This window comes from Mycobacterium sp. Marseille-P9652 (genome assembly GCF_902652685.1).
GTDB lineage: Bacteria > Actinomycetota > Actinomycetes > Mycobacteriales > Mycobacteriaceae > Mycobacterium.
This window is the reverse complement of the sequence record NZ_CACRUY010000009.1, coordinates 1-26,839: the sequence shown is the minus strand read 5'-3', so window position 1 is coordinate 26,839 and position 26,839 is coordinate 1. Positions and strand designations below refer to the sequence as shown.

The following is a 26,839-nucleotide window of genomic DNA, read 5'->3' as shown; positions in this document are numbered from 1 at the left end:
ACAAACCACGCGGCGGCCCGCCGCGTCGGCGCGGCGGTCTCGCAGGGGGCGGAGGTTGAGGAGAACGGGCCGCCCCACGCGGGCTTTCACCGCCGTGGCCACGCTTACAGCCTTGGAAATGGTCATGCCTTGCTCTCCATTTCAGCAAGCGACGCTTGGGGAGTAGGCGGATGCTCTTGGGCGGTCCACGCTCTCGGGTGTGCCGCGCCATCTGTGCGAAACTTAGCGCCAGACTGAGTTAAGAACTAAATTGCTGCGCATGGTCCCGGTCCCTACCCCGGCGCTCCCGGTGGTGGTGCCCGGCCATGACGTAAAGGATGCGCTTCGGGGGTACATCCAACTGTCGCAGCTGGTCACAGTGATCGTGTCGTGCGGGTGGTCCACTCAGTCGGGTCTCGCGTTCGCCGCCATCCCGCCGAACTCCGCGTAGCCGAGCAATAGGAGGCAGCATCGTGGCGCCAGTAGTTTCCGTCGTCGTGCCAGTGTTCAACGGCATCGCGTTCATCGATGCAACCATGAAGTCGATCTTGGCGCAGACATTCACCGACTTCGAACTCGTGGTTTCGGACGGGCTTTCCGATGACGGGACCTGGGAGGCCCTACAGCGCTACACCGTCGATCCGCGGGTGCGATTGACCCGACTGCCTTCCAGAGCTCCGGCAACGGTGAACTTCGAAACCGTCACGAGTCTCGCGACTGGTGAGTTCATCAAAGCGGTCTGCGCCGACGACATTCTCTATCCCAATAACCTCGAGGTACTGGTGAATGAGCTGAGGGCGCACCCTTCAGCGGTGCTGGCTGTCAGTTCCAGAGACGTTATCGATGCGTCAGGTGGGATCGTCCTGCGCAACCGCGGGTTGGGCGGATTGCGCGGTGAAATCACCGGACCTGAGGCTATCCGGCGCAGCGTGCTCGCCGGCACGAACCTTTACGGTGAGCCGCCATCGGCGCTCTTCAGACGCGCCGCCTTCGTTGCCGCCGGTGGCTGGGATTTCCGATTTCCGTTTTTGATGGATCTCGCCACCTACTCCACGTTGCTACTGCATAGCAAAGGCACTTTGATTGCGGTACCCCAGCCGCTGTGGGCATTCCGCGTCAGCGGTATTCAGGCCAGTGTGGGTATGCAAATACAACTGCAGGCCACCGAGGTCATCAAATTCTTTCGCGTTCTGGCCGCTGATTACCCTGAACTGGTCAGTCGGCGGGACGTGCTCATCGGTAGCGCGCGTGCCCGTGTGAACGCCTTCGGACGCCATGCCGTGTACCGCTGGCTTGGCCGGCGGATGCACCCCACCTCGTCCGCTGCGAACAGTCACCCCGATACCAGCAAAACGAGCTAGGGCTCGGTGAAAAGACTGCAGTCGATATCTGAGGCACCGGCTTACAACAACTGAGCGATCGGTCCGGTCGGCAAAGGCAGTTCGGTCAAACCTGATTGGCCATTGCTCGGCGCCGGAGCACATCGTCGTATACGCGCTTGACTGTCACCGGAAATGGTGTGATGGCTACGCTGTGAAAGTCATCCGGGAACTCGGTGCGCAGCCGCAGGTCCCGAACGTGGTAGCGCGACGACGGGCTGCTGCCGAGCGCGATGCGGACCGAGCGATGGGCAACCTGTTGCACCGTTCGAAGGACAGTGCAGACAGACACCGGTCGTTGAGACGAGATGTTGCGCAGCACAGGCGTCGACGGTTGGGCGCTTACCGCATTCTCGACTAGCGTGCGCACCATCGCGGCGCCATCATCGACATCCAAATAGTCTCGGAGCGTCTCCATCGGCACGAAGACGTTCAACGACTGTCGCATTACTACAGCGCTGCACAGCTGACTGACGAGACCTTGCTGCTTCGTTAGGTTTTGGCCTGGTCCCGCGAGGTTCGAGAACCGTCCGATGACGAGTGGCAGACGGCCCGCGAGTGTCGTCCGCAGCATCTCCTCCTGCGCGAATTTCGTTTCGCCATAGAGACTTAACGGCCGCGGCGTCGTCGATTCGGTGAACGGCGGACAAACCGACCCCGCGTAAACGCCGCCCGCGGAGGAGGAGAGGAAGAATGCACCCCGACCTGTCGGCCGCGAGTCCCGCAATCTCATGGCGAAATGAGACAAGATACGTGTCTCTGCGGCGAGTTTATCGGCCGTGGAACCGATGACGCCGCTGCCGGCGGCCCAAATCACCGACCAATCGTCGTTTCGGGCCTCTGTGATGAATCGCTGGATGTCTGAGTCCAGCACGCTTACGGCGGCATCATGGTTCTCCCATGCCACTGGGAGCCCGATGAACTCGGGACCCACCGCCCGCGATACGGCACCGCCAAGCAGACCGCCGCGTCCCACGATCCAGGTGAGCACCCCTCAGGCCGCCGGATTGTCGAATATGTCGCTGGGATCGCGCACGATGACATACACCGGCTTGCCCATGGCCATAGTCGCTGCCGCGGCGATGTACTCGGCGATGATCCCCAATGCGAACAAGACGGCGCCGCCGACGACCAGCGTCGCCACAAACACCGACGTCCACCCCTGAACTGTGATGTCCCCGAACAACTTCTGGATCACGCTATAGATCGCCACGCCAGAACCCGCGAGGGCGAAAAAAATGCCCATCATGGAAACAAAACGCAGCGGCCGAGTGCCCGAGGAGATGACGAGCCGCCAGAAATGCGAGACCAAGCGACGAAAGTTGTAGGCGCTGGCGGGTCGTCCTTCTTGGCGCATAAACACCGAACAGGTCGAGGGGTTGGTGACAACCCATGAGAGAGCGACGTCCAAGAACACCCCTGCACCGGTGTAGGCCGCAACACTGCGTCCTGCCTCGCCGAGAATCAGCCGATAACTGTTGAAGGTCTTGGGCCCACCCGGGGGCACCAGGAAGCGCACGAACAACCACTTCGTCAGCGACGACGCGGCGTTACGAAAAACACCGTGAGGTGGCTGATTACTGGGCGTTGCATAGACCAATTGGGTGCGGTCCCGGTACGCCGTATCGAGTAGGTCGCCGATGTAGGCCGGATCATGCTGCCCGTCCTCGTCCATCGTGACGATCCAGTCGCCGCCCGAAGACGTCATACCGGCAAGTGTCGCCGGATGTTGTCCGAAGTTGCGCGACAACCACACTGGCCGAACCCAGTCGGCACGCTCGGCCAACTTCCGCACGACTTCGCCGCTACCGGCGATGCCCCGGTCCCACACCAGGAGCACCTCATCGACACGAAAGGAACGACCTTCGGCGGTTTTCTGGGTCGACCGAAGTTGCTCAAGCTCCTTCACTACGCCGGGCAATGTCACGGCCCCGTTGTAGACCGGGATGACAACACTTACCGAGTCCACACGGCTCGATTGATCGTCACCAGTCACGCGATGCCTCCCCAACGTACGGATCCCGTTAGGTGACTGTACCGATGCCTGACCCCGCAAGTGCTGACGATTGTCGTTTCGCCGACGCGACACCTGATATGAGCCGTAGCACGAGGACGTGCGCAGACTCCGCTTCTTGAAAAGTCGAAGTCCGAAGGCTCACCCGAAGAGTGATCAGGCGGGGTTTGTCGCGCGATTCCAGCCGGCGGCGTTGGTAGCCGGTGTACGCTCACCGCGTGTTCCTCCCGATCAGGGTCCCTGGTTCGGGTGGCATGACTACACTCATGCGCCCGGAGGCGACCTGGGCGGCGAGGTCGCGCAGTGTCTAACCGCGGGGGTCTTTCATCCTAGTTATCGTCGTACCGAACAGTATTCAAACACTTCTTGGATAAATTTGGAATATATGACTGTGAAAAAAGTTGGTGACGCAGGTTGCGCTTGTGGATTAGCCGATCCGACGAGCCGGTCGATTTGGCTCCAACCCAGATCTGAGCGGATACGATGAAGGCAGTAATACTGGCAGGTGGCCTCGGCACTCGCCTGAGCGAAGAGACCGCAATCCGCCCTAAGCCAATGGTGGAGATTGGGGGGCGGCCCATTTTATGGCACATCATGAAACTCTACTCACATTATGGCATCAACGACTTCGTCGTTTGCTGTGGTTATAAGGGTTACGTGATCAAGGAATATTTCGCCAACTATTTCCTGCACATGTCGGACGTAACCTTCGATATGTCCCTTAACAAAATGGAAGTGCATCGGCACCACGCGGAACCGTGGCGGGTGACGCTGGTCGACACTGGCGACGACACCCTGACGGGCGGGCGGCTCAAGCGCGTAGCAACCTACATTCAAGATGAAGAAGCTTTCTGCTTCACCTACGGTGACGGGCTTAGCGACGTAAACATCGGTGCGAGCATCGAATTCCATCGTGACCACGGTCGTCACGCCACCGTCACGGCGGTGCTTCCGCCGGGACGCTACGGGGCCATCGAGTGCGCGGACAACCGGGTCACGCGCTTTGTCGAGAAGCCACGCGGCGATGGCGGCCTTATCAACGGCGGATTTTTCGTCCTGTCCCCCGCGGTCCTCGATTACATCGACGGAGACCAGATCGCGTGGGAAGGCGCTCCCTTGGCCCGTCTCGCCGCGGACGGCGAAATGATGGCGTTCGCACATTCGGGCTTCTGGCAGCCGATGGACACCCTTCGGGACAAGAACCTGCTGGACGACCTGTGGGATAGCGGCGAAGCTCCGTGGAAATGCTGGCGTTGAACACCTTCGAAGCTGTTCATTGCGGGTGCCAGTTAGCTGATCAGCAGTTGATCAACACTTACGCCACCCGAGCCGTAACTCCCAGGTGGGCCGCGGCATGAAAATCATCGACACGCCGATCGCGGACCTGAAGATCGTGGAGTCCTTACCCCACAACGATTCTCGCGGAGCTTTCGTCCGGCTTTTCTGCGCTCAGGAACTTGAGCCCTTGCTGGGCCACCGCCAGATCGCGCAGATCAACCACTCCCGAACCAGCCATGTCGGGGCCGTGCGTGGCTTACATTTCCAACATCCGCCGCATGCGGAAATGAAAATGATTCGTTGTCTTCGTGGCCGAGTCTGGGACGTCTCGGTGGACCTGCGGGCAGAATCCCCTACGTTCCTGCGGTGGTACGCCCGCGAACTGGTGCAAAACGACGCGCAGATGATGGTCATCCCCGAAGGATTCGCGCACGGCTTTCAGGCGTTGGAACCGGACAGCGAGTTGCTGTACCTGCACACCGCGTTCTACCAACCGGCTTCCGAGGGCGGACTGCGCCACGATGACCCGCGCCTTGGGATTGCCTGGCCACTGGCACCGCAGGACCTTTCACCTCGTGACCTTTCCCACCCGCTGCTTGGTGCCGATTTCACGGGAGTCGCGTTATGAACTGCCGACACTGCGGCACGCCGTTGCAGAACAGTTTTGTGGACCTGGGTTTTGCGCCCCCCTCCAACGCCTACCTGTGCGCCGCGGACCTGTCGAACCCGGAGGTGTACTACCCGCTGCGAGTGATGGTGTGCGACCGTTGCTGGTTGGTGCAGACCGAGGATTACGCCCGCGCCGAAGAACTGTTCAGCGCCGAATACGCGTACTTCTCCAGCACTTCGAGCAGTTGGCTTGAACATGCCGCCACTTACGTGAGCATGATCACTGAGCGACTGCAACTGGGCCACGAGAGTTTTGTCATCGAAGTCGCCTCTAACGACGGTTATTTGCTGAGAAACTTCGTCGCAGCCGGCATCCCCTGCCTGGGTATTGAGCCGACCGCAAGCACCGCCGCGGCGGCTGAGGCGCTGGCAATCCCAGTCCGGCGGGAGTTCTTCGGCGAAGCTCTAGGTCGCCGACTGGCCGCCGACGGAATGTGCGCGGATTTGATTGCGGGCAACAATGTGTTCGCTCATGTGCCTGACATCAACGACTTCACCCGCGGATTGGCCGCTGCATTGAAGCCCGAAGGCACCGTCACACTGGAATTTCCCCATCTACTGCCGTTGATCGAACGGACCCAGTTCGACACCATCTACCACGAGCACTTCTCGTACCTGTCGCTCACCACCGTGGCGACTATCTTTGCCGAGGCGGGATTGCGGGTGCAGGACGTGGAAGAGCTGTCAACGCACGGCGGCAGCCTGAGGGTGTATGGCTGCCATGCCGGTGCGGCGGCCGCTACCACGGACCGCGTCACATCGCTGCTGACTCGCGAGGACCACTTCGGGGTGACACGGCTTGAGACCTACACCGAGTTCCAGAAGCGTGCCGACCGCGTGAAGGACGATCTTCTGACATTCTTGATCGAACAGAAGTACGCCGGCCGGCACGTGGCTGCCTACGGTGCCGCAGCGAAGGGCAACACCCTGCTGAATTACGCGGGTGTCAGGCCAGACTTGCTGCCGTACGTCTGTGACGCCGCGGTGTCCAAGCAAGGAAAGTTCATGCCCGGAAGCCATATCCCTATCCGCTCGCCGGAGGCACTACGCGACAATCCGCCTGATTTTGTGGTCATCTTGCCCTGGAACATCGCTCAGGAGGTGCAGACCCAGTTGGCTGATCTTGTCCGCAGCGGTACCCGGTTCGTGACAGCCGTTCCAGAGCTGAGCTACCTGTGAAACCTCGCATCCCTTACACCAGACCGTCGATCACCGACCTCGAGGTGAGCTACGCAACCGATGCTGCGGCAAACGGCTGGGGCGAGCGCTGCTATGCATACCTCGAGCGCTTCGAGAATTCCTTCAAGGCCTATCTGGGGGTCAAACACGCGATCGCGACGTCGAGTTGCACCGGCGCGCTGCACATGGGCATGGCCGGCCTCGAAATCGGTCCCGGCGACGAGGTCATCATGGCCGACAGCAACTGGATCGCTACGGCGGCGCCCATCGTTCATCTGGGGGCCACCCCGGTATTCGTCGATATTTTGCCCGATAGTTGGTGCATCGACCCGGAACTGGCCGAAGCCGCGATCACCCCACGCACCAAGGCCATTGTCGCGGTGCATCTTTACGGCAACCTGTGCGAGATGGACCGTTTGCTGGAAGTTGGACGGAAGCACGGTATCCCAGTAATAGAGGATGCCGCGGAGGCCGTTGGTTCGGTTTACTACGGAAAGCTCGCCGGATCCATGGGTCGCTTTGGGACTTTCTCGTTTCACGGCACCAAAACGATCACCACTGGTGAGGGCGGCATGTTCGTGACTAATGACGACCAGCTTTACGAGAAGGTTCTCACGCTCAGCAACCACGGCCGCGCCCGCGGTCAGAAGAAGCAGTTCTGGCCAGACGTAGTTGGATTCAAGTACAAAATGTCGAACCTACAAGCTGCTATCGGTTCGGCGCAGATAGAACGTGTCGATGAATTGGTTACCCGGAAGCGGGACATATTCCAGGTGTACAGCAACGGCGTGTCGGATGTTGCGGGGTTGTCGATGAACCCTGAGCCGCCCGGCACACGGAACTCGTTCTGGATGCCGACAGTGGTATTCGAGCGGTCGAAGGGCCTGACGTCGGAGCGTATAACGGCAGCATTTGCGGCTGAAAATATTGACGCCCGGGTCTTCTTCCATCCGCTGTCTGCAACCCCTCCGTTTGCGGGTTCGCCCGGCGGCAAATGGGCCGAAGATATCTGCGACCGCGCGATCAACCTTCCGAGTTTCCATGACATCACAGAGAACGAGCAGCACCGAGTCGTGCAAGTAGTCCGGGAGCTTGGCTTTGCATAGCAAGAGCCCGCGGGTGCTGATTGCCGGCATCGCGGGTGCGTCGCTGGGGACAGAGATCGCCAAAGCCCTCAACCATGCGGGCGGCTATGACGTTCTGGGGTGTGACATCTCCCCGCTCGCCTTCGGGCACTACGACTCACATTTCAACTCGACATTCCTGGTCGATCGCGAGACCTATGCGCAAAGTCTGCTGGATCTTTGCGTCCGCGAGGAGGTCGAATGCCTTATTCCAGGTGGCGACGAGCCTGCGGTGCTCATCGGCAGGGCCCACGAGCTGTTCGCGCGCGCCGGGATAAAGCTCGGTCAGAACAACCCGCAACTCACCGAGCGCCTCGCCCACAAAGGCCAATGCTTCGAGATCTTGAAGCGCGCCGGCGTCAGAACGCCCCGAACGCTCACCGTCGAACCGGGGACGGACATTAGCGACTTCCCGATGCCGTGCATTGTGAAGCCCGCGGTAGCGAGCGGCGGCAGCGTATTCGTGTTCTTTGCCAAGAGCCGCGAGGAAGCACGCCTGTACTGCACTTATCTGCACAACAACGGTCGCGCTCCGGTGATCCAAGAGTATCTGTCCGAGGACGGAGGCGAGTTCACGGTCGGCGTCCTCTCGTTACCCGACGGCACCTGCGCGGGCGCGATTGCGCTCAAGCGCGCGTTCAACAGCAAACTATCCGTCTCCATGCGCGGCACGGACTTCCTCATCTCGAGCGGATATAGCCAAGGTCTGATCGAGGCCTACCCCGCCGTCTGCGAGATCGCGGAACTGATCGCGCACCGCCTCGGCAGCACGGGTCCCCTGAACATTCAAGGCAGGATGACCGCCGACGGTACGTTCGTCCCGTTCGAAATCAACGCCCGCTTCTCGGCCAGCACTTACTTGAGGACACTCGCGGGTTTCAACGAAGTCGATTTCTACGTCCAACGCCTTCTCGGCCGCAGCCCGCGGTCAGCTCTGGACATCACTCCTGGTTGGTACCTGCGGACCCTGAGCGAGGTCGCCGTTCCGCTCGACAAGGTCGTGAAATGATCCGCTGGATTGTCGAAAACCGGCTCGGGACTGCGCCGGGCGACAGTATTGCGGGCGATTTCCCCTTCAGCATCGTCGATACCAGAGCCATGGTCGACAAGCGCGGCAATTCGGCCGATGAGATGCTCGCCAAGGTACGGGAGGGTGTGGCAGAGCTCAGGCGTGGCGGCTCTGTCGTGGTGGTCTGTGATTTCGGAGTGTCGCGGAGCAACACCCTCGCGGCGGGCATGCTCGCCGAATGGCGTGGCATCGATCTGGATTCGGCAGTGGCTCAAGTCATTGCGGCAACTGGAGAGCACGCCATCAAGCTCGAGATGGTCGACTCGCTGCGCGCAGCGCTGTCCAAGTCTGAAAAATCGGGCGGACAAGGCGATGGCATTCTCATCACCGGCGGCAGCGGCTTTCTAGGCGCCGCCCTGCGCAAACGCCTCGCGAGATCGCATCGTGTGCTCGCGCCCCACCGCGCCGCGGTCGACCTGCTCGGTCCCGTTGTCCACCTCGACCACTATTGCCGAGACAACAAGATCGGCAAGATCATTCATCTCGCCTCTCCGCGGATTTACACAAACAACGACGCCATGGGCCAAAGTTTGACCATGCTGAGAGGCATTCTCGACGTCTGCAACTCGCGTGGAATCCATCTCTATTTGCCCTCAGGCGCGATGGTGTTCTCGGCCTACCGATCAAGCTCGATGATCGCAGACGTCAACACAACGACGCGTCCTCGGGGGGTATACGGCGAAACAAAGTTCCTCGAGGAAGTCCTCGTGCAAAATGCGCGCGCCAACGGTGAGGTCGACTCCACTATCGTCCGGATCTCTCCGACTTTCGGCCCACAAAGCTCGCGGCCACGCTTGATAGGGTTAGCGCATCGGTACGTGACAGAGGGACGGGCGATCGTCACCCACCGCTATCGCAACGGGTTGCCAGCGTTGCAGCTTCTCTACGTTGACGACGCTGTCTCCGGCCTTGCCGCCATCGTCGAAAAGGGAGGAAGCGCTCCGATCTACCACCTCGGTGGCGATTTCTCCTACGAACCGCGCGAAATCGTCAGCAGAATCGGCGAAATCATCGGATGCCGCGCGGAGATTCAAGAGACGAAAATTGATGACGACATAGCAAACGTTTTCCTTGATTGGTCATCAACGGAGACGGAATTGGGATGGCGCCCGACGACCAATCTAAGCGATGGGCTGCGCCGCACACTTGCGGGCGCCGCTTCTTCCGTAAGTCAGACCGAAAAAGGGTGAGTGATGGATAACCGCTTCTCAATGCTCGACGCGCGCGCGCAAACGTCCGCCGACGAAGAATACGCAACCAGGATGCAGGAATTTTTCAACGCGGGCGAAGGCGACACAATCGCCAAGCTGAAGAACTTCGCTAAGTTCGTTCCACGGCAGACCATGGCAGCGTTCCTGGCCAAGAACGAGATCTTCAAGCAAATTGTGGACGTTCACGGCCATGTCGTGGAGTGCGGCGTGTTCATGGGAGGCGGCCTGATGACGTGGGCGCAGCTCTCGGCCATCTACGAGCCCTACAACCACACCCGAAGGATCCTGGGGTTCGACACGTTCGCCGGTTTCCCGAGCATCGCGGAGGAAGACGCCACCACGGCCGACGACGCAAGCCTGTCCTTCGCCAAGGTCGGCGGCTTGGCGGTGCAAGGCATCGAAGAAGACATCCGGCACGCTGTGTCCCTCTACGATCTCAACCGCCCGCTGGGGCACATCGAGCGGGTGGAACTCGTCAAGGGTGATGCCCAACATACGATCCCCGCCTACCTGGAAGACAACCAGCACACGGTGGTCGCCCTTCTCTACCTCGACTTCGATTTGTTCGAACCGACGTTGGCAGCGATCCAGACGTTCCTGCCCAGAATGCCCAAAGGGGCGGTCCTGGCCTTCGACGAGCTAAACCAGAAATACTGGCCAGGCGAGACGGTTGCAGTGCTGGAGGCGGCCGGAATCCGGAATCTCCGTATTCGCCGCTTCCCTTTTACTCCCCAAATCTCGTACGCGGTGCTGGACTGACGCGTGAAGGCGGCGTGACAGGCATTGGTTCCGGCGCTGGCCGCATCCCGGTAGTTGTCGGGGCAGTCAGTTCGAGGTGGAGCTCGATGCTGCCGCTTAGTGTGGTGATCACCTACCTGGACATGAGGAGATCTCATTTCACAATTCGGTAATGCTGGTGCTGGGCACCGCGGGTTCGAGGCCGATCGCGCAGAGGGGCGCTAACCGTGCACTACCTCGTCACCGGGCATACCGGCTTCAAAGGACCCTGGCTGCTCCTCCTCCTGCTCGGCCGCGGGCACCAGGTCTCCGGCCTGGCTCTGGATCCGCCCGAAGGCAGCCTCTTCGACCGGGCCGGACTGGCCGACCACCTCGTCAACGACTACCGAGTCGACATCCGCGACGCGAGCGCCACCGCATCGGCGATCCAGGCCGCCGCCCCGGACGTCGTGGTGCACATGGCCGCCCAGTCCCTGGTCCGCGAGTCCTACCGCGAGCCGCGGTTCACCTACGAGACCAACGTGATGGGCACCCTCAACGTGCTGGAGGCCGTCGCCGCCACCCCATCGGTACGCGCGCACGTCGTCATCACCTCCGACAAGGTCTACCGCAACGTCGATCAGGAAGAGGGTTACGTCGAATCCGATCCCCTTGGCGGCGACGACCCTTACAGCGCCTCCAAAGCGATGGCCGATGTACTAACGCAGTCCTGGATCCGCAGTTTTCCCGGCTGCCCCACCGCAATTGCCCGCGGCGGCAACGTGATCGGGGGCGGCGACGTCAGCCAGGAGCGGCTGATGCCAGACCTGGTGCGCGCCTTCGCAACTGGCCAGGCACCGCTGCTGCGGTTCCCGAAAGCAGTACGGCCCTGGCAGCACGTGCTCGACTGCCTCAACGGTTACCTCACCATCGCCGACGCACTGCTGGACGGTTCGGGGCTGGGCCAGTGGAACATTGGGCCCGGCCGGGACAGCTTCGTCGAGGTCGGCCAGGTGGCCGACCTCGCCGCGAACCTGTGGGGCGGCGGTGCCCACTGGGGCCGTCAACCCGGCGAGCACCCCCACGAGGCGAACCTGCTCGCCCTCGACGCCACCAAGGCCCAGGCCGAACTCAGCTGGCGTAACCGACTCGGCTTTCGTGATGCCGTCAGCTGGACGATCGACTGGGAAAGGCAGGTCGTTGACGGCGCCGACCCACTGGCCGTGACCCGACAACAAATTCAGGCATTCGAGAGCCTCGATTGAACCCGGCTTTGGGACAGCGAAGAATAAGGCCGCCGAGACCCCGGACGAGACGTCACGCAGGTGGAGCGTGCAGCCGTCACAGCCGCCGCTGACGGGGACGATGCGGAACCGCCGGCTTGCCGGGCGCCACCTAAAGGCCGTGGGCTGGAGGGCGGTGCGGGCATCGGCTGGTCCGATTTGCGCGAAGCGCTGCTGCCAAGGCGTGAACCTCCTAGCCTGAGACGAAAGCAAGTCACCGCATAAAGACGGCCTCAATTGCGCCATGTCTGCGGTCAGGTTCGGGGAAACTGGGAAGCAGGGGTTCGCATGGCACCGCGACTGGCGAAGCGGATTGCGTCATCTGACGACGCCAGTCCACGACCCGGGTGGGATTGCGCCGATGCTCCCGCTGAAGTACACGGCCAGCCCCTGACCAGCACCGGCGGGCCACCCGCCCCATCGCCGCGCGGAGCGGTTGCTTTACTGCTGGCGGCTGTGGCCTGCGCTGTCTTCGGCGCCAAGCTCCTCACCATTTCGACACTCGGTTCACCGATGCCCTTGGTGGATCAGTGGGACGGGGAGGCGACGGGCGTATATGGCCCGTATCTCCACGGCACGCTGACCTTCTCCGACCTTTTTGCTCCGTTCAACGGACACCGCATTTTCCTCACCCGGGTGTTCACGTTGATGCATCTCGAATTGGCGGGCGAGTGGAACACCCGCTTGGAGATGATTCTTTGCGCCATAGTGCACACAGCCCTGATCACCTGGCTGGCCGCGTTGCTGCTGCCCCTTGTCGCGCCGCAACGCCGGATGCTCCTAGCGTGTTTCGTCGCTTTGCTGTTTGCGGTTCCAATCGGCTTCGAGAACACGCTACTGGGTTTCAACATTCACTTCTATTTGACGGCGTTGTTCGGCATAGCGGCATTGGTCTCCTTCGCCGCCGCACGCGCTTTTTCTTTGCGCTGGTTTCTCGGATTGGCCGCCGCGGTCCTCAGTTACTTGTCTTTCACGTCGGGGTTGGCCACCTTTGTGGCCGCAGCGGCAATCGTGGGGCTGCAGCTCGTGACCAACAACAGGAAGCGCTGCGCGCGCGAATTCACCTCGGTCGCCGTTTTGGCATCCCTCGCCGTGGCAATAGTTGTGTACATGCCTTCCGGCGGCAGGACAGCGACCACCCCGTCGACGATTTTGGAGGGATTCGTCCTGTTGACCGGCATCATTGCCCCCGCACTGGTCCCGGCGGTGTGGTTCTGCCGGCACACGGTGGCACAGCGCCCCGCCATCTCCCACCGCGCATGGGTTGCAGTGGGAATCGTCGCGTGGGTCGTCATTCAGGTCGCGCTGCTGGCATACGGCCGTGGAAATCAGGTGCTGATATCGCGCTACATGGACCTGCTCTTGCTTATTTATCCGGTCGGGCTGGTCGCGGTGTTCGCATTCGCCGAAAGAGCTTCTGTCACACGGCTTGGCCGCTACGCGCGGGGAGGCGCCGTGGTATGGGTGTCCCTGGTCGTATCGCTGATTGCATTAACAGGCTTTGTGAACGCACTTGCGGCGATCCAGTGGAATACGTCGGCACGCCAGCAACTGGACAACGTGCGAAAATATCTCGCCACCAACGACATTGCGTACCTCAAACCAAGGCCCGACCCCGGCTCGGGGATCAACGTCACCTACTTCAACCCACAGCCACTGGCCCACATTCTTCAAGACCCAGCTGTGCGAGCGATACTGCCGCCCGAAATCCGACCCGCCGACGCTGACAACGCCGACGCCCGTAAACACATGCGGCTGAAGGGGGCCCTCGCTGGTGTGACCGCCGGTGCGGTTCACGTCCTCCTCGCGATGGGACCCGCGTTGCTCGCAGTGGGGGCGGGTTTGTTCTTCGTGACCGCAGCACGACGAGAGCGTTCGCCGCGAAGCGCTGACACCAGCTGACAACTTCAGCTGTTGCAGGCTCCGGCCTGAGTAGGCGGGCCGATCCGTGTGACCGGGTGGTGGATCTGCCCTTGATGAAGACCGCTTCTTTCGGTTCGAGCCCGCAGTGAGTGATTACGGCGTAGCTTGCTGACCCATGGGGCTCGTCGGGGGCTTGGCTGCCTATGCCCACACGGTGGAGGGACGCAAGAAGCTGCGATACGCCGCCGTGGCGTCAGCGTTCCTCCCTATCAGCCAAGGTCTGATTCAGGCGTTGGGACTGTGGCTTGACGACTACGCCGCCGCGTCGTTGACGGGCGCGGCCATCGCCACAATCCCGAACTTCTTCGCCAACAAGTACTTCGTGTGGCGGGCCACCTCGCGCGAGAACCTGCGCAACCAGATCCTGAGTTTCTGGTTGATCGTGATGTTGGCCGTGTCGCTGGCGACGTTCTCGACCTACCTCGTAGACCATGCCACTCAAGGCCAGCCAACCCCTGTCCGCGGCGCGGCCGTGTTCTTGGTCCAGGTGCTCGCGTTCGGGGTCGTCTGGGTCGGGCGCTTCTTCATTCTGGATCGCTGGTTCTCCAAGCTCGCGCCTACACGAGCACTCACCGACGGCATCACCGGGGAAGTGCCGGGCTGACGACACGGGGCGTCAACCGCGGGCGAGCGCCCGATCGGCCAGCGCGGCGATCGCCGGCGCCAGCAGCCGCGAGTATTCGAGCGTGAGGTGGCCCGCGTCGACGTACACCAGGGTGTTGCCGACGATGACGGGGCAACGGTTCTTGGTGCAGAACAGGTCGGAGAGGTCGACGTACTGGCCGCCGCCCGCTTTGACGGCGGCGGACTCGGCCGCCATGCCGGCCCGGTCGAACGCGGACGACATGGGCGGCGAGCAGGCCGTCGCGTCGGACAAGTGCTCGGACAGGCAGCCGGGCACCGCTGTCTCCAGGTGCGGCAGCGGCCCCAGCACCAGCACCTTGGCGCCGATGCCGCGCAGTTGCTGCACCAGGCGTGTCATGCCGTCGATCCACGCGTGGTCGTAAGACGAGAACCCGGACAGGAAACCGTTGCTGTGGCTGGCCGTGTAGCCCCGGAAAACGCTCAAAATCACCAGTCGGGGGTGCTCGGCGCTCAATCGGGCCATGATCTGGCCGCGCCACTGCTCGCAGTGCTGAATGGCCTCGACTATCGGGGCGGCGATGCGATTGGCGATCGGCAGGTCCATCATGGGGCACGCCGCCTTGGCCATGGTCTCGATGCGCCAGGGCCGCTGGGATCCGATCTGCTCGAACGCCGGAATCCACATGGAGGCGTGCGAATCGCCGACCACCGCGACCGTGGTTTTCGAGGCAGTGTCGCCCAGCGCGCATTCGGGCTGTCCGGCCTGCACGGGCATGCGCAGGCAGCCGCCGAACATCATTCGGCCGACTTCGCCCGATGCGTCGGCGAGCGACGGATTCAGATTGGACGGAACGTCTTTCACGTCCGCGGACGCCGCCACGGCCGCCTGTACCTGCGCGAAGACGTTCTGCACGGCCGCGTCGTAGGCCGCCTCGTTGTCGCCCGTCGGGACGGGCGGCGCCTTGATCGTCAGCGCGGCCGCCGGGGCGCCGTGCCCCACCGCGACGGGCATCGGTTGCGACTGCACCCACAGGAGCAGGACCACCCCCACGCACGCCGCGGCCGACGTGGCGAAACCACCCACCGCCAGGCTCTTCATCGGGGATTTACGCAGCGCGGCGGCGTAGCGAAGCGGGTTCTCGATATACCGCAGCGTGAGCCAGCCGAGCGCGCCGGAGACGACGACCGCCGCGATGAACCTGCCCGCCAGCCCCAGCGGGTGGCCCACCACGATCGGCGCGAACACCAGTACGGGCCAGTGCCACAGGTACCACGAGTAGGACAACCGCCCGGTCGCCCGCATCGGCGACCATCCCAGCAGGCGCCCGGCGCCCTGGTTCGGCGTCGAACAACCCGCGGCGAGCAGGAGCGCGGTGCCCAGGACGGGCAACAGGGCGGCGGTGCCGGGGTAGGGAATGTCCGGCGTGTAATAGGCGCAGGCCAGCAGGACCATGCCCAGGCCGATCCACCCGGTGGCGACCGCGGCCCGCGCCGGGAGCCGGCGCCATTGGTCGGCCGTGAGTGCCACGAGGGCGCCGAGCGCCAACTGCCATGCCCTGGTGAACAGCGAGAAATACGCCGCGAGCGGCATCACGTAGGTGACGAGCCACGACAGCAGAAACGACGTCACCGCAATGAAGGTGACGAGGATCAGATAGGGGGTTTTCGACGGCGCTCTTACGGGCGCCCCGGCCTTTGCCCGCCGGCGCGAACGGCGAATCAGCCACGCCAGGCCGACGATCATGGGCGGCCACAGCAGATAGAACTGTTCCTCCACGCCGAGCGTCCAGTAGTGCTGGAACGGCGACGGTGCGCCGCCGGCGAAATAGTCGACCTGTTGGACGATGAACCAGAAGTTCGGGACGTACAACGCGCACGCGATGGCGTCCTTGAGGGCGCCCTGGGCCTGCACCTGCGGGAGCAGGAAAGCCGCGACGACCGCGGTGATGACGCCCACCGTGGCCGACACGGGCAGGAGTCGGCGGGACCGGGCGCCGTAGAACTTGCGCAGACCGACGGTGCCGGTGGTGCTCACCTGCCGCCAGAGTTGGCCGGTGATGACGAAGCCGGAGATCTCGAAGAAGATGTCCGGGCCGACGAACCCACCGCTGACGCCGGGCATCGAGATGTGCCAGCCGACGATGGCGAGCAGCGTGAAGCCGCGCAGCCCTTCGATGTCGTTGCGGAATCCGCTTTCCGGTGTGCGCTTCTCCTGCGCCCCCGGGGCGGGAAGAACGCTGACCGCGGGGTCAACGCTGTCGGACGGGCGCACGATCACCCACTGTATAGAAGTGGGCGCGAACACAAGCCGTAACGGCGGCACCGAGTTGGCGGGTGCCGCGCGGCGGCGTCAGCCCGCGGCGGCCCCCGGCTCGGAGTAAGGCGCCCCGAATTCCGTCACCGGCTCGAAGCCGTCCTTGCGCGCATTCACCGCCGCCTGCCGAAGCAGGTAGCTGATGCCGATGAAGCCGGCGTGGTCGGTCAACACGAACGGCGACAGCAGCCGGTTGTGCACGAACGAAAACGCCAGGCCCGTCGAGGGATCCGCCCACCCGAGCGAGCCGCCGAGCCCGACGTGGCCGAATCCGGGCATCACGTTGAGGAACGGCACGCTGTGATAGCCGAGGTTGAAACTCATGGGAATCACCAGGTTTCGGTCCGGGCGCATGTCACGCTGCCCGGTCAGGCGCGCGACGAGTTCCGGTGAGAGGAACTGGGTCCCGTCGATCTCCCCGTGGTTGGCGATCGCCCCGTACATCCGGGCGAGCGCGCGGGCGGTCACAACGCCGTTGGCGGCGGGGATCTCGGCGTCGAGCAGGGGCGTATCCCCTTGAATGGCCCCGAGCACGCCCTTGAAATACATCGAGCGGAACGCGCCGGAAACCTGATTGGCGACCCTCTGCGTCAAGCAGTTGACCACCCGGTTGCTGGCGATGCTCTGCGGCATGATGATCTCGGCGACCCGGGTGGGCGCCCCGGCGGGTGGACGACCCAGATGGAAGCCGTCGGTGCCCAGCGGCTCGGCGAGTTCCTCGCGGAACAGCGTCCGCATGCCCTTCCCGGTGACGCCCCGCGCCAGCCCGGACATCAGCCAGCCGTAGGTCAGCGCGTGGTAGGCCGACTTGCCGAACAGGCGGCCCGGAGCCGCGGCCGCCAGCCGCTCCTCCATCCCGAGGTGGTCGAGCAACTGGTCCATGGAGGCGCCGCGCAATCCCGACAGGCCGGCCTGGTGGCGCATCACCTGGCGCACGGTCATGTCGTGCTTGCCATTGGCCGCGAACTCGGGCCAGTACCGCGCGACGGGGGCCTCGTAGTCGATGAGGCCGCGGTCGGCGAGCCGGTGGATGACGGTGGAGGCCATCCCCTTGGTAGCCGAGAAAACCATGGGCGCGGTGTCCGCCGACCACGGCACGCGGCCGGCGCGGTCGGCCCAGCCGGTCCACACGTCGACCACGGGTTGACCGTCGAGGTAGACCGCGAGCGCCCCTCCGCCGAACCAGCGGCCGGGGAACATGCTGGAGAAAGCCCTGATGACGCAGCCGAAATGGGAGTCCGCCGCGCCAGACACACGATGGCCTGCGTCAGGGCCATCGTGGATGCTGACCGCGCGTCGATCGACTCCGGTGTCCATCGTCACAGTCTCGAATTTACTTGGATTTCATACCTTCCGTAGGGGCTATTGGCACTTCTTTACCTTTCCGTTAGGCCCGAGGCGGCCGCGAGGATTTGCTGCGCCGCCAACGCGGGGGTCAACTCCCCCGCCTTGACCCGACGTTCCACGTCGGCGCGGAGCTTCCGTACCGCCGGATTGGACAGCACCCGGTCCAGCACGGCGTCGCGCACCATCTGCCAGGTCCAGTCGACCTGCTGCGCCCGCCTCCGCTGCTCGAACTCGCCGGCCTCGGTCAGCACTTGCCGATGGCGCTCGACCGTATCCCACAATTCGGCCAGCCCGGTCCCCTCCATTGCGCTCATTGTGAGAACCGGCGGGCGCCAGAGCGATTCGCGCGGATGGATCAGCCTGATCGCCGAGGAGAGTTCCCGCGCGGCCATGCGCGCCTCGGCGAGATGGTCGCCGTCGGCCTTGTTGACGACCACGATGTCGGCCAGCTCCAGCGCGCCCTTCTTGATGCCCTGCAACTGGTCACCGCTACGCGCCAGGGTCAGCAGGACGAAGGTGTCGACCATGTTGGCCACGGCCACCTCGGACTGGCCGACCCCCACGGTCTCGACCAGGATCACGTCGAACCCGGCCGCCTCCAGCAGGACAATGGTTTCCCGCGTGGCCTTGGCGACCCCGCCCAGCGTCCCGGAGGTCGGGGAAGGCCGAATATAGGCGTCCGGGTGCACCGCCAACCGCGCCATGCGGGTCTTGTCGCCGAGGATCGAACCGCCGGTTCGCGTGGAGGACGGGTCGACGGCCAGGACGGCCACGCGGTGGCCCCGGTCGATCAGGTGCATCCCGAGCGCCTCGATCGTGGTGGACTTCCCTACGCCCGGAATGCCCGTGATGCCCACCCGGTGGGCATTGCCGGAGTCGGGCGTCAGCGCGAGCAGCAGCTCCTGGGCGCGCTGATGATGGTCGGCGCGTGTGGATTCGAGCAGCGTGATGGCCCGCGGCAGCACCGCGCGGTCGCCACTGCGGACCGCCTCGGCCAGCGCATCGACGGTGTCGCCGTCGAATGTCATCGGATTCCGACCGGCCGGCGGCGCATCACGTTGAGTCCCGACACGATCCCTGAGCGTATAGGGCCGGCGGATCAGAACAGATGCACGCTCCACACCCCGACGTTGTTGGCGGCTCCGGTCGGTAGGACGGCCAGCGCCATCACGACGTAGAGGAACAGGGCGGCGCTTTTTCGCGACAGCGGTCGGTCGATCTCCGGCCTCTTGATCGCATACAGGATGTACACGACGGCCACGTCGAAGGAAATCAGAATCCACCAGCGCGTCCAATCGACGGCCGTGACGAACAGCGGAACCAGAAAGGCCACTGCCAGCAATGGCAGTCCCGGATTGTGCCGGAATTCGTTCACGAATGCTCGCACGGGAACGCCGGAGAAATGACGGATGATGCCCGTGGTGCCAATGAAATACACCACGCCCAGCAGAAACGCACCGGCGAGCGGGAAAAGCCCCCAACCCCGCACCATGATGACCGCGCCGCGGGTATCGGCGTCGAGTATCGGGATGACTTTGCTGCACATGAAGTCGTGGAAGTCGGTCCGGCTCTCGACGCGACCCAGCATGTAGTCGATGGCTCTCAGCGGTGTCGTCGCGACTCCAAATGGATGTTCGATCAGCCCGTGGGGCACCTGGGCACACACCTGCGCCGCGATATCGCGGCGCCCCAGCCACGCGATCAACAGGGTGGAAGCGATCCCCGGACCCACCGCCAGGACGGCGCAGACCCGTTTTGTGGCAAGCGTTGCACATCGGGGCAGAACGAGGATCGCCAAGATGGCGCCGAGCGCGAGTTGCAGCGGAATCGCTTCATGGGCAAGTGCGAGCACCGCTATCGCCAAGCCGTACAGCGCGCTTACCAGCATAAAAACGCGCCGGGTTCGTGCCGCGTTGACGGCGCAACTGAACGCCACCAGCGCGGCCATGCCGAAGAGCTCCGGATGAGGGCTGTAAATGGCGTACGAGAGCGCGAACGGAAGCACCGGCACCACAAGGGCAAGCAAGACCCTGCGCTGAGACCGCACCCCGGTCGAAAGGATCCGACGCATCAGCACGGCGATGGCGATCAGCGAGACGACGATCGACGCCCACAGGATCCCGTATGCGACGGTGAAGTAGTGGGCGCGCGGGAACATGCGGATGAATTCCCCACCGAGCCCGCGGCGTACGAAGCCCGATGCGTAACTGGGCACGTAGTACTGCAGCCACCACAGATCGTTGGAGAAGACGACTCGCTGGAACAGCATATGGACGACGACCCAGATGACCAGCCAACTGGACGTCAGCACATAAAGCGGTGAGAGCTTGTTCGCGGTTTGCGGGTGCATCCGCGGGATCCGCGGGATTGGGTCCCCGGTTCGATATTCCGGGACGACCAATAACTGCATTACCCGCACCTTCCCGATGAAGTCTGGCGGTAGATTAGTCGACGCCAGCTGGGTAAGGCAGGGACTTTCGTCCTATTGCCGGTATTTATCGGCTGAGCAAGGTCACGAGTTATTCAAAGGGATCGCGGATGTCCACAGGGGGGGTACCCGCCGAGGAAACCCGTGACCTCTGCATAGCTGCGCATTCGGCCGGTCGGCGCCAAGATCAGCGCGACAACGGGTTGGTTGTGTGCCGAGTCAGCTCAACTCATACCCCAGCCGCTCGCCCAGCTTGTGCAGCAAGCCGATGGCGGCGTCGGCGATCACCGTGCCGGGCGGGAAGATCGCGGCGGCACCGGCGGCGTACAACTCGTCGAAGTCGTCGGGCGGGATGACACCGCCGACCACGATCATGATGTCGGGGCGCCCCACGGCGGCCCCCAAGTCGCGCAGCGCCGGCACCAGGGTCAGGTGCCCGGCGGCCAGGGAGGACACCCCGATGACGTGCACGTCGTTGTCGGCGGCCTGCCGGGCCACCTCCTCCGGCGTGGAGAAGAGCGAGCCGACGTCGACGTCGAAACCGATGTCGGCGAACGCCGTGGCGATCACCTTCTGGCCCCGGTCGTGGCCGTCCTGGCCCATCTTGGCGACCAGGATCCGGGGCCGGCGGCCGTCGGCCTCGGCGAACTTCTCGACCAGTTCGGTTGCGGTGGCGATGTTGGTGGCCTTTCCGGCTTCGTCGCGGTAAACCCCGGCGATGGTACGAATCTCCGCCTGGTGGCGCCCGTACACCTTCTCCAACGCGTCGGAGATCTCCCCCACCGTGGCCTTCGCCCGGGCGGCGTCGATGGCAAGCGCGAGCAGGTTGTTGCCCAGGCCGTCTTCTCCGGCACGGCCGTGCGCGGCGGCGGCCCGCGACAACTCGCCCAGCGCGGCGTCGATGGCGGCCTGGTCCCGGCTCGCCCGCAGTTCCTTCAGCTTGGCCAGCTGCTCGGCGCGCACGCGGCTGTTCTCGACCTTGAGGACCTCGATCTTCTGGTCCTCGTCGACCTGGTACTTGTTGACCCCGATGACGGGCTGCTGACCCGAGTCGATGCGGGCCTGGGTGCGCGCGGCCGCCTCCTCGATGCGCAGTTTGGGGATGCCGTCGCCGATGGCCTGCGCCATGCCGCCGTGCTCGGCGATCTCGGCCAGGTGCGCGCGGGCCTGCTGCGCCAACTGGTGGGTGAGCCACTCCACGTAGTAGGAGCCGCCCCACGGGTCGATCGGCCGGGTGGTGCCCGATTCCTGGGCCAGCAGCAACTGGGTGTTGCGGGCGATCCGCGCCGAGAAGTCGGTGGGCAGGGCCAGCGCCTCGTCGAGGGCGTTGGTGTGCAGCGACTGGGTGTGGCCCTGGGTGGCGGCCATGGCCTCGATGCAGGTGCGCGCCACGTTGTTGAAGGCGTCCTGCGCGGTCAGCGACCAGCCCGAGGTTTGCGAGTGTGTCCTCAACGACAGCGATTTCGGGTTCTTGGCGCCGAACCCGGCGACCAGCTCGCTCCACAGCAGCCGGCCGGCGCGCAGCTTGGCGACCTCCATGAAGAAGTTCATCCCGATGCCCCAGAAGAACGACAGCCGGGGCGCGAACTTGTCGATGTCCAGGTCGGCGTCCAGGCCGGCCTTGATGTAGTCGACGCCGTCGGCCAGCGTGTAGGCGAGCTCCAAATCCGCTGTGGCCCCGGCCTCCTGGATGTGGTAGCCGGAGATCGAGATCGAGTTGAATTTCGGCATCTTGGCGCTGGTGTAGGCGAAGATGTCGGAGATGATGCGCATCGACGGCTTGGGCGGATAGATGTAGGTGTTGCGCACCATGAACTCTTTGAGGATGTCGTTCTGGATGGTGCCGGCCAGCTTCTCCGGCGGCACCCCCTGCTCCTCGGCGGCCACCACGTACAGCGCCAGGATCGGCAGCACCGCGCCGTTCATCGTCATCGAGACGCTGACCGCGGACAGGTCGATGCCGTCGAACAGCTGGCGCATGTCGAGGATGGAATCGATTGCGACGCCGGCCATTCCGACGTCGCCCTGAACGCGCGGGTGGTCGGAGTCGTAGCCGCGGTGGGTGGCCAGGTCGAAGGCCACCGACAGACCCTTCTGGCCCGCCGCGAGGTTGCGGCGGTAGAAGGCGTTGGAGTCCGCGGCGGTGGAGAAGCCGGCGTACTGGCGGATGGTCCACGGCTGGTTGACGTACATGGTCGGATACGGGCCACGGATGAACGGGGGCTCGCCGGGGAAGCTGTTCAGCGGGTAGCCGTCGGCGGCCACCGCGGCGCGGTCGGCAGCGATGTAGACCGGCTTGACGTCGATGTTTTCCGGTGTGCGCCAGTGCAACTGGTCGGGAGTGTAGCCGGGCGCGCACGCCGCCGCGGCGACGTGCTTCTCGGCCTCGGCCGCGGTGGGCGGTCGCACGTCGCGGTCGCTGCGCAGCGGGACCTCGGAGAAGTTGCCGATCACCGGCGTCGTCGTCGTCATCTCGGTTACGCTCCCAACCGGGTGAGCAGATTCGAAAGGGCTTCGACCGCATTGATTTTCGCGGTCAGGAACTCGTCGGGACGCTGGGCGGCATCCTCGACCGCCTTCTCGGGACCGGCCAGGCAGACGTGGGCGACTCCGGCCTTGCGGGCCGCGTCCACCACCGCCCCCGCCTCGGTTCCGTAGCGTTTGTCGGTGCCGCAGATGACGGCGACCGCCGGTGACCCCGCTTCGGACACCGCGGCAGCCACCCCGTCGGTGTCCACGGGGCCGGGGTTGACGGCCTCGATGCCGCCCGAGGCGAGCAGGTTGGACGCGAAGGTGGCCCGGACGTTGTGCTCGGCCAGCGGCCCAAGCGGCAGCAGCAGCGCTTTCGGCCGCGATCCGGTGCGGGCCAGGAAGGCGTCCGAACGATCGCGCAGGGCTTCGAACTGCCCGGCGTAGCGGGCGACCGTCGGCGCCGAATCCTGTTGCGGCAGAGGCGGTTCCTCCAGGTTGGGATACTCGTTCACCCCGGTGACGGCGGTGCGGCGGTGGGCGATGTCGTCGGCGCGGCGCTCGGCGATCCCGGCGATCTGTTGCGCGACGAAGTCGCCGGCCTCGGCGAATCCGCCGCGGGCCTCGATGGCCTGGAAATGCTGCCACGCCACCTGCGCCAGCCGCTCGGTCAGGTCCTCGACGTACCACGAGCCACCGGCCGGGTCCTGGACCCGCCCGACGTGTGACTCCTCGAGGAGCAGCAGCTGGGTGTTGCGGGCGATGCGGCGCGAGAAGCCGGCCGCCACCCCCGGAAAGCCGCCGGGGATCGCGACGTCGAACGGGTGCACCAGCACCGTGTCGGCGCCGCCGACGCCCGCGCCGAAGGCGGCCAGCGTGCTACGCAACATGTTCACCCACGGGTCGCGCTGGGTCATCATCGGCAGCGACGTCTCCGCGTGCAGCACGGTGGCGCCGCCCTCGGGGTCGCCGACGACCTCGGCGACGCGTGCCCACAGCCGGCGGGCGGCTCGCATCTTGGCGATCGTCAGGAACTGGTCGTCGTCGGCGGCAAGCCGAAAACTGATGTGCCGCAATGCCGCACCGACAGAGATCCCGGCCGCGGTGAGTGTACGCAGGTAGGCCACGGCGGCCGCGATGCTGCCGGCGAGCTCCCACGACTCGTTGGCGCCGAGGTTGTGGAAGGCCGGCCCGTCGACCGTGATCGCGCGCACGCCGCGGTGGCCGGGCACCCCGGTCGCGACCGCGACGACGTGTTCGATCGGGGGGGCGTCCCGCCCACTGAGCCGCGCGGTCAGGGGATCGGCGCCCAGGTCGATCGACACGCCCGCGCACGCGTCGGCGTCCAGCATTTCCACCAGCGCCAGCAGGGCGCCGCTCGCGTCGGCGTAGTCGGCGCCCACGTCGAGGATGACGGGCACCAGGTTGAGGTAGACACCCGTGAGCAACTGCGCCAGCTCCGCCGGCCTGCTCTCCCGGATCACCAGGGCGCTGACCCCGTCGGACAGCGCCGCCAGCAACCGGTCGTTGGCGTCACCCGACGCGCCGAACACCTCGGCGACCTTCCAGCCCGCGGTGACGTCGCGCGACGCGTCCGCGCCCCGCACGTACGGCCACTCGCCCGGCAGCGGCGGCTCGGCCAGCTCGTCGAGCGCCGTGTACAGCGCACGGATTCCGATCCCGTCGTAGGTCGGGGTTTCCAGCAGCAGCTCGGGCCGGTCCCCCAACTCCGCGGGTTCCTTGCCGGTGGTCTTGGCCAGCACGCCGGCAACCGCTTCGCGCCACCGCCCGCGAACCTGTTCTAGGTCGGCGAGTTCGGGTACATCAATGGACACCGATAGCTCCCTTTTTCCCAGCAAGTGGCGGTTTACCGCCGGAACGCCAGTCGCTAATCAGGCTAAGTGATGGGGCGCCCGCGAAAAACTGCGAGGTGCGCGCCCGGGGCTTCCCCGGCGATGAAACGCCAGCCTCGGGCAACGGTTTATTCATCTCGGCCCCGTAACCTTGAGACCCGTGACGGCTTCCGCCACCAGCAAAATCACCGCGACCCTGCGCGATCTCGGCAACGCGCTGGGCGCCGCCGCGCGCCAGGTGTCGCGGCCACGCATCGTCGCGACAGTGGTCGGTATCACAGTCGTTGTCGTCCTCGCGACATGGCTGCCGCTGCCCTCGCCGGTGCAGCTGCGCGCGTGGGCGGAGTCGGTGGGTCCGTGGTTCCCGTTGGCGTTCTTTCTCGCGCACGTCGTCGTGACAGTGGTGCCGGTGCCGCGCACCGCGTTCACGCTGGCGGCCGGCCTGCTGTTCGGGCCGGTGCTGGGCATCGTCATCGCGGTCGTCGCCAGCACCGTCAGCGCGCTCATCGCGATGCTGCTCGTGCGGGCGGCGGGCTGGCGGCTCAACCGGCTGGTCCGGCACCGATCGGTAAAGACCGTCGACGAGCGCCTGCGGCAGCGCGGCTGGTTGGCGATCCTGTCGCTGCGCCTGATCGCCGCCGTGCCGTTCTCGGCGCTCAACTACGCCGCCGGCGCGTCGACCGTGCGGGTGCTCCCCTACGCGCTGGCCACCCTGGCCGGACTGCTGCCCGGCACCGCGGCCGTCGTCATCCTCGGTGACGCGCTCGCCGGCCATCCCAGCTCGCTGCTGTACCTGGTGTCGGTGTGCACGGCGGCGCTGGGGCTCACCGGCCTGATCGTCGAGATTCGCCACTACCGCCGGCACCACCGCGCCAAGCACGAGGCCGGCGCGGCCGCCCCGGAGCCCGCCGCCCTGCACTGAGCCCTCAGGGCCTCGCGGCGAGCGGCAGGCGGAGGCGGAACCGTCCGCCGCCCTCGTGTGGCAGGCACGTCAGCTCGCCGCCGTGCGCGCGGGCCAGCGCGCGGGCGATGGGCAGGCCCAGACCGGCGCCGCCGTGGTCGCGGGCCCGGCCGGCGTCGAGGCGGACCAGCCGCTCGAAGATCCGGTCCCGCTCGGCCTCGGGGATGCCGGGGCCGGTGTCGGTGACGATCACCTCGGCGCACCCGTCGTCGCCGGTGCGAAGGTCGACGGTGATGGCCCCGCCGGCCGGGGTGTGGCGCCGGGCGTTGTCGAGCAGGTTGGACAAGATCTGCGCCACCCGCGTCGCGTCCGCCCTGACGGCCAGGGTCGCGAGGCCCGTACGCGTGACGGTGATCTGGGGCGCGAGCATGCCGGCGCGGTCGGTTTCGGCATCGACGACGACGGCCAGGTCCACGTCGTCCAGATCCAGCGGCAGCCCCGCGTCGATCCGGCTGAGGTCGAGCATGTCGCTGACCAGCCGGCCGGCCCGGCGCGCATCGGTCAGCAACAGGCTGGCCCGCCGGTACTGGTCACGCGCGTCGGCGTCGTCCTCGTGGCGCGACGCGTTGACGGCGAGTTGTTCGGCGGCGGCCTGGACCCCGGCGATCGGCGTGCGCAGTTCGTGTGCGGCGTCGACGAGAAAGCGCCGGGTCGCCGCCTCCCGCCCGGCGGCCGCGTCGGCGGCGCGCCGGGCGCGCCGCTCGGACGTCTCCAGCGCATCCAGCATCCGGTCGAAAGCGCCGGCGGCGCGGCCCAGTTCGGTGTCCGTGCGCTGCGGGCGCAGGCGGCGGCCGCGGTCGCCCGTCGTGATGGCATCGGCCAGGGCGGTGAGCCGGTCGAGGGGCCGCAGCGCCGCCCGGCTCACCGCGACCAGCAGCAGCGTGGCGACCAGCAGCGTCACCAGGCCCGCCCCCACCATCAGCTGACGCAGCTGCCGGGTCACCTGCGTCGTCTGGGTCGTGTCCGCGACGAGGATGACCCTGGCGCCGTCCGGAAGCGGGTGGACGACGGCCGTGGCGGTGGCGTCCGGCGGCGGGCCGGGCGCCACCGCCACGGG

22 protein-coding genes are annotated in these 26,839 nt (G+C 65.1%); 13 read left to right on the top strand and 9 right to left on the bottom strand.

Going from position 1 to position 26,839, the window contains the following annotated elements; translation table 11 throughout:
• Window positions 1-259 precede the first annotated feature (259 nt).
• On the top strand, window positions 260-430 hold the full coding sequence (locus GPY60_RS07520; RefSeq protein WP_156687021.1) for a hypothetical protein: 171 nt from the start codon (window positions 260-262) through the stop codon (window positions 428-430).
• Between the two features lie 46 nt (window positions 431-476).
• On the top strand, window positions 477-1,340 hold the full coding sequence (locus GPY60_RS07515; protein WP_197283584.1) for a glycosyltransferase: 864 nt from the start codon (window positions 477-479) through the stop codon (window positions 1,338-1,340).
• 85 nt (window positions 1,341-1,425) lie between these two features.
• Here the strand turns inward: GPY60_RS07515 and GPY60_RS07510 are convergent, their stop codons facing one another.
• A complete protein-coding gene (locus tag GPY60_RS07510) occupies window positions 1,426-2,349 on the bottom strand; it encodes an NAD-dependent epimerase/dehydratase family protein (protein WP_156687019.1) in 924 nt (307 codons plus the stop codon).
• A gap of 3 nt (window positions 2,350-2,352) precedes the next feature.
• On the bottom strand, window positions 2,353-3,354 hold the full coding sequence (locus GPY60_RS07505; protein WP_231639442.1) for a glycosyltransferase: 1,002 nt from the start codon (window positions 3,352-3,354) through the stop codon (window positions 2,353-2,355).
• Window positions 3,355-3,855: 501 nt separating this feature from the next.
• Between GPY60_RS07505 and rfbF the strand changes: the two genes are divergently transcribed.
• The 10 genes from rfbF (at window position 3,856) to GPY60_RS07455 (ending at window position 14,429) form a co-directional block, all read left to right on the top strand.
• Entirely contained in the window at window positions 3,856-4,629 is a 774-nt protein-coding gene (rfbF, locus tag GPY60_RS07500; protein ID WP_156687018.1) for a glucose-1-phosphate cytidylyltransferase, read from the top strand.
• 97 nt (window positions 4,630-4,726) lie between these two features.
• Window positions 4,727-5,278 (top strand): dTDP-4-dehydrorhamnose 3,5-epimerase family protein, encoded by a 552-nt coding sequence (locus GPY60_RS07495; protein WP_156687017.1) that lies wholly within the window; start codon window positions 4,727-4,729, stop codon window positions 5,276-5,278.
• Window positions 5,275-6,498 (top strand): class I SAM-dependent methyltransferase, encoded by a 1,224-nt coding sequence (locus tag GPY60_RS07490; protein ID WP_156687016.1) that lies wholly within the window; start codon window positions 5,275-5,277, stop codon window positions 6,496-6,498. The genes GPY60_RS07495 and GPY60_RS07490 overlap by 4 nt, the downstream gene beginning before the upstream one ends.
• The gene (locus GPY60_RS07485) at window positions 6,495-7,604 is read left to right on the top strand and encodes a DegT/DnrJ/EryC1/StrS family aminotransferase (protein ID WP_156687015.1); all 1,110 of its coding nucleotides are present in this window, start codon (window positions 6,495-6,497) and stop codon (window positions 7,602-7,604) included. The genes GPY60_RS07490 and GPY60_RS07485 overlap by 4 nt, the downstream gene beginning before the upstream one ends.
• A 13-nt stretch (window positions 7,605-7,617) precedes the next feature.
• The gene (locus tag GPY60_RS07480) at window positions 7,618-8,631 is read left to right on the top strand and encodes an ATP-grasp domain-containing protein (RefSeq protein WP_197283583.1); all 1,014 of its coding nucleotides are present in this window, start codon (window positions 7,618-7,620) and stop codon (window positions 8,629-8,631) included.
• The gene (locus GPY60_RS07475; protein ID WP_156687013.1) at window positions 8,628-9,881 is read left to right on the top strand and encodes an NAD-dependent epimerase/dehydratase family protein; all 1,254 of its coding nucleotides are present in this window, start codon (window positions 8,628-8,630) and stop codon (window positions 9,879-9,881) included. The genes GPY60_RS07480 and GPY60_RS07475 overlap by 4 nt, the downstream gene beginning before the upstream one ends.
• 3 nt (window positions 9,882-9,884) lie before the next feature.
• Window positions 9,885-10,661, top strand: a complete 777-nt coding sequence (locus GPY60_RS07470) for a TylF/MycF/NovP-related O-methyltransferase (protein WP_156687012.1) — start codon at window positions 9,885-9,887, stop codon at window positions 10,659-10,661.
• A gap of 206 nt (window positions 10,662-10,867) precedes the next feature.
• Window positions 10,868-11,884, top strand: coding sequence for a CDP-glucose 4,6-dehydratase (gene rfbG, locus GPY60_RS07465; protein ID WP_156687011.1), 1,017 nt, complete (start codon window positions 10,868-10,870; stop codon window positions 11,882-11,884).
• A gap of 474 nt (window positions 11,885-12,358) precedes the next feature.
• Window positions 12,359-13,804, top strand: coding sequence for a hypothetical protein (locus GPY60_RS07460; RefSeq protein ID WP_231639437.1), 1,446 nt, complete (start codon window positions 12,359-12,361; stop codon window positions 13,802-13,804).
• 136 nt (window positions 13,805-13,940) lie between these two features.
• The gene (locus GPY60_RS07455; RefSeq protein ID WP_156687009.1) at window positions 13,941-14,429 is read left to right on the top strand and encodes a GtrA family protein; all 489 of its coding nucleotides are present in this window, start codon (window positions 13,941-13,943) and stop codon (window positions 14,427-14,429) included.
• Between the two features lie 12 nt (window positions 14,430-14,441).
• On the opposite strand, the gene GPY60_RS07450 is transcribed toward GPY60_RS07455, so the two are convergent.
• The 6 genes from GPY60_RS07450 to mutA form a co-directional block, all read right to left on the bottom strand.
• Complete coding sequence (locus GPY60_RS07450) at window positions 14,442-16,682, bottom strand: acyltransferase family protein (RefSeq protein WP_156687008.1); 2,241 nt, start codon at window positions 16,680-16,682, stop codon at window positions 14,442-14,444.
• Between the two features lie 78 nt (window positions 16,683-16,760).
• Entirely contained in the window at window positions 16,761-18,047 is a 1,287-nt protein-coding gene (locus tag GPY60_RS07445; protein ID WP_156687007.1) for a serine hydrolase domain-containing protein, read from the bottom strand.
• Window positions 18,048-18,100: 53 nt separating this feature from the next.
• Entirely contained in the window at window positions 18,101-19,099 is a 999-nt protein-coding gene (gene meaB, locus GPY60_RS07440) for a methylmalonyl Co-A mutase-associated GTPase MeaB (RefSeq protein WP_156687006.1), read from the bottom strand.
• A gap of 71 nt (window positions 19,100-19,170) precedes the next feature.
• Complete coding sequence (locus tag GPY60_RS07435) at window positions 19,171-20,481, bottom strand: hypothetical protein (RefSeq protein ID WP_231639435.1); 1,311 nt, start codon at window positions 20,479-20,481, stop codon at window positions 19,171-19,173.
• Between the two features lie 237 nt (window positions 20,482-20,718).
• Window positions 20,719-22,971 carry a methylmalonyl-CoA mutase gene (scpA, locus tag GPY60_RS07430; RefSeq protein WP_156687005.1) on the bottom strand — a complete coding sequence of 751 codons (2,253 nt, stop codon included), beginning with the start codon at window positions 22,969-22,971 and terminating at the stop codon, window positions 20,719-20,721.
• 5 nt (window positions 22,972-22,976) lie between these two features.
• Window positions 22,977-24,803: a methylmalonyl-CoA mutase small subunit gene (mutA, locus tag GPY60_RS07425; protein ID WP_156687004.1), complete on the bottom strand. Its 1,827-nt coding sequence runs from the start codon at window positions 24,801-24,803 to the stop codon at window positions 22,977-22,979.
• Window positions 24,804-24,981: 178 nt separating this feature from the next.
• Here mutA and GPY60_RS07420 point away from each other — a divergent pair, with 178 nt between their 5' ends.
• Window positions 24,982-25,743, top strand: coding sequence for a TVP38/TMEM64 family protein (locus GPY60_RS07420; RefSeq protein ID WP_156687003.1), 762 nt, complete (start codon window positions 24,982-24,984; stop codon window positions 25,741-25,743).
• A 4-nt stretch (window positions 25,744-25,747) separates the two neighbouring features.
• Here the strand turns inward: GPY60_RS07420 and GPY60_RS07415 are convergent.
• Window positions 25,748-26,839, bottom strand: a 1,092-nt coding sequence (locus GPY60_RS07415) for a HAMP domain-containing sensor histidine kinase (protein ID WP_156687002.1), incomplete at its 5' end; no start/stop codon positions are given.

What these genes read in the sequence shown, in the direction of transcription:
- GPY60_RS07520 (WP_156687021.1), top strand. Translation starts at nt 260, where the DNA reads ATGGTCCCGGTCCCTACCCCGGCGCTCCCGGTGGTGGTGCCCGGCCAT.
- rfbF (WP_156687018.1), top strand. Translation starts at nt 3,856, where the DNA reads ATGAAGGCAGTAATACTGGCAGGTGGCCTCGGCACTCGCCTGAGCGAA.
- GPY60_RS07495 (WP_156687017.1), top strand. Translation starts at nt 4,727, where the DNA reads ATGAAAATCATCGACACGCCGATCGCGGACCTGAAGATCGTGGAGTCC.
- GPY60_RS07490 (WP_156687016.1), top strand. Translation starts at nt 5,275, where the DNA reads ATGAACTGCCGACACTGCGGCACGCCGTTGCAGAACAGTTTTGTGGAC.
- GPY60_RS07475 (WP_156687013.1), top strand. Translation starts at nt 8,628, where the DNA reads ATGATCCGCTGGATTGTCGAAAACCGGCTCGGGACTGCGCCGGGCGAC.
- GPY60_RS07470 (WP_156687012.1), top strand. Translation starts at nt 9,885, where the DNA reads ATGGATAACCGCTTCTCAATGCTCGACGCGCGCGCGCAAACGTCCGCC.
- GPY60_RS07455 (WP_156687009.1), top strand. Translation starts at nt 13,941, where the DNA reads ATGGGGCTCGTCGGGGGCTTGGCTGCCTATGCCCACACGGTGGAGGGA.
- meaB (WP_156687006.1), bottom strand. Translation starts at nt 19,099, where the DNA reads ATGACATTCGACGGCGACACCGTCGATGCGCTGGCCGAGGCGGTCCGC.
- GPY60_RS07435 (WP_231639435.1), bottom strand. Translation starts at nt 20,481, where the DNA reads ATGCAGTTATTGGTCGTCCCGGAATATCGAACCGGGGACCCAATCCCG.
- scpA (WP_156687005.1), bottom strand. Translation starts at nt 22,971, where the DNA reads ATGACGACGACGACGCCGGTGATCGGCAACTTCTCCGAGGTCCCGCTG.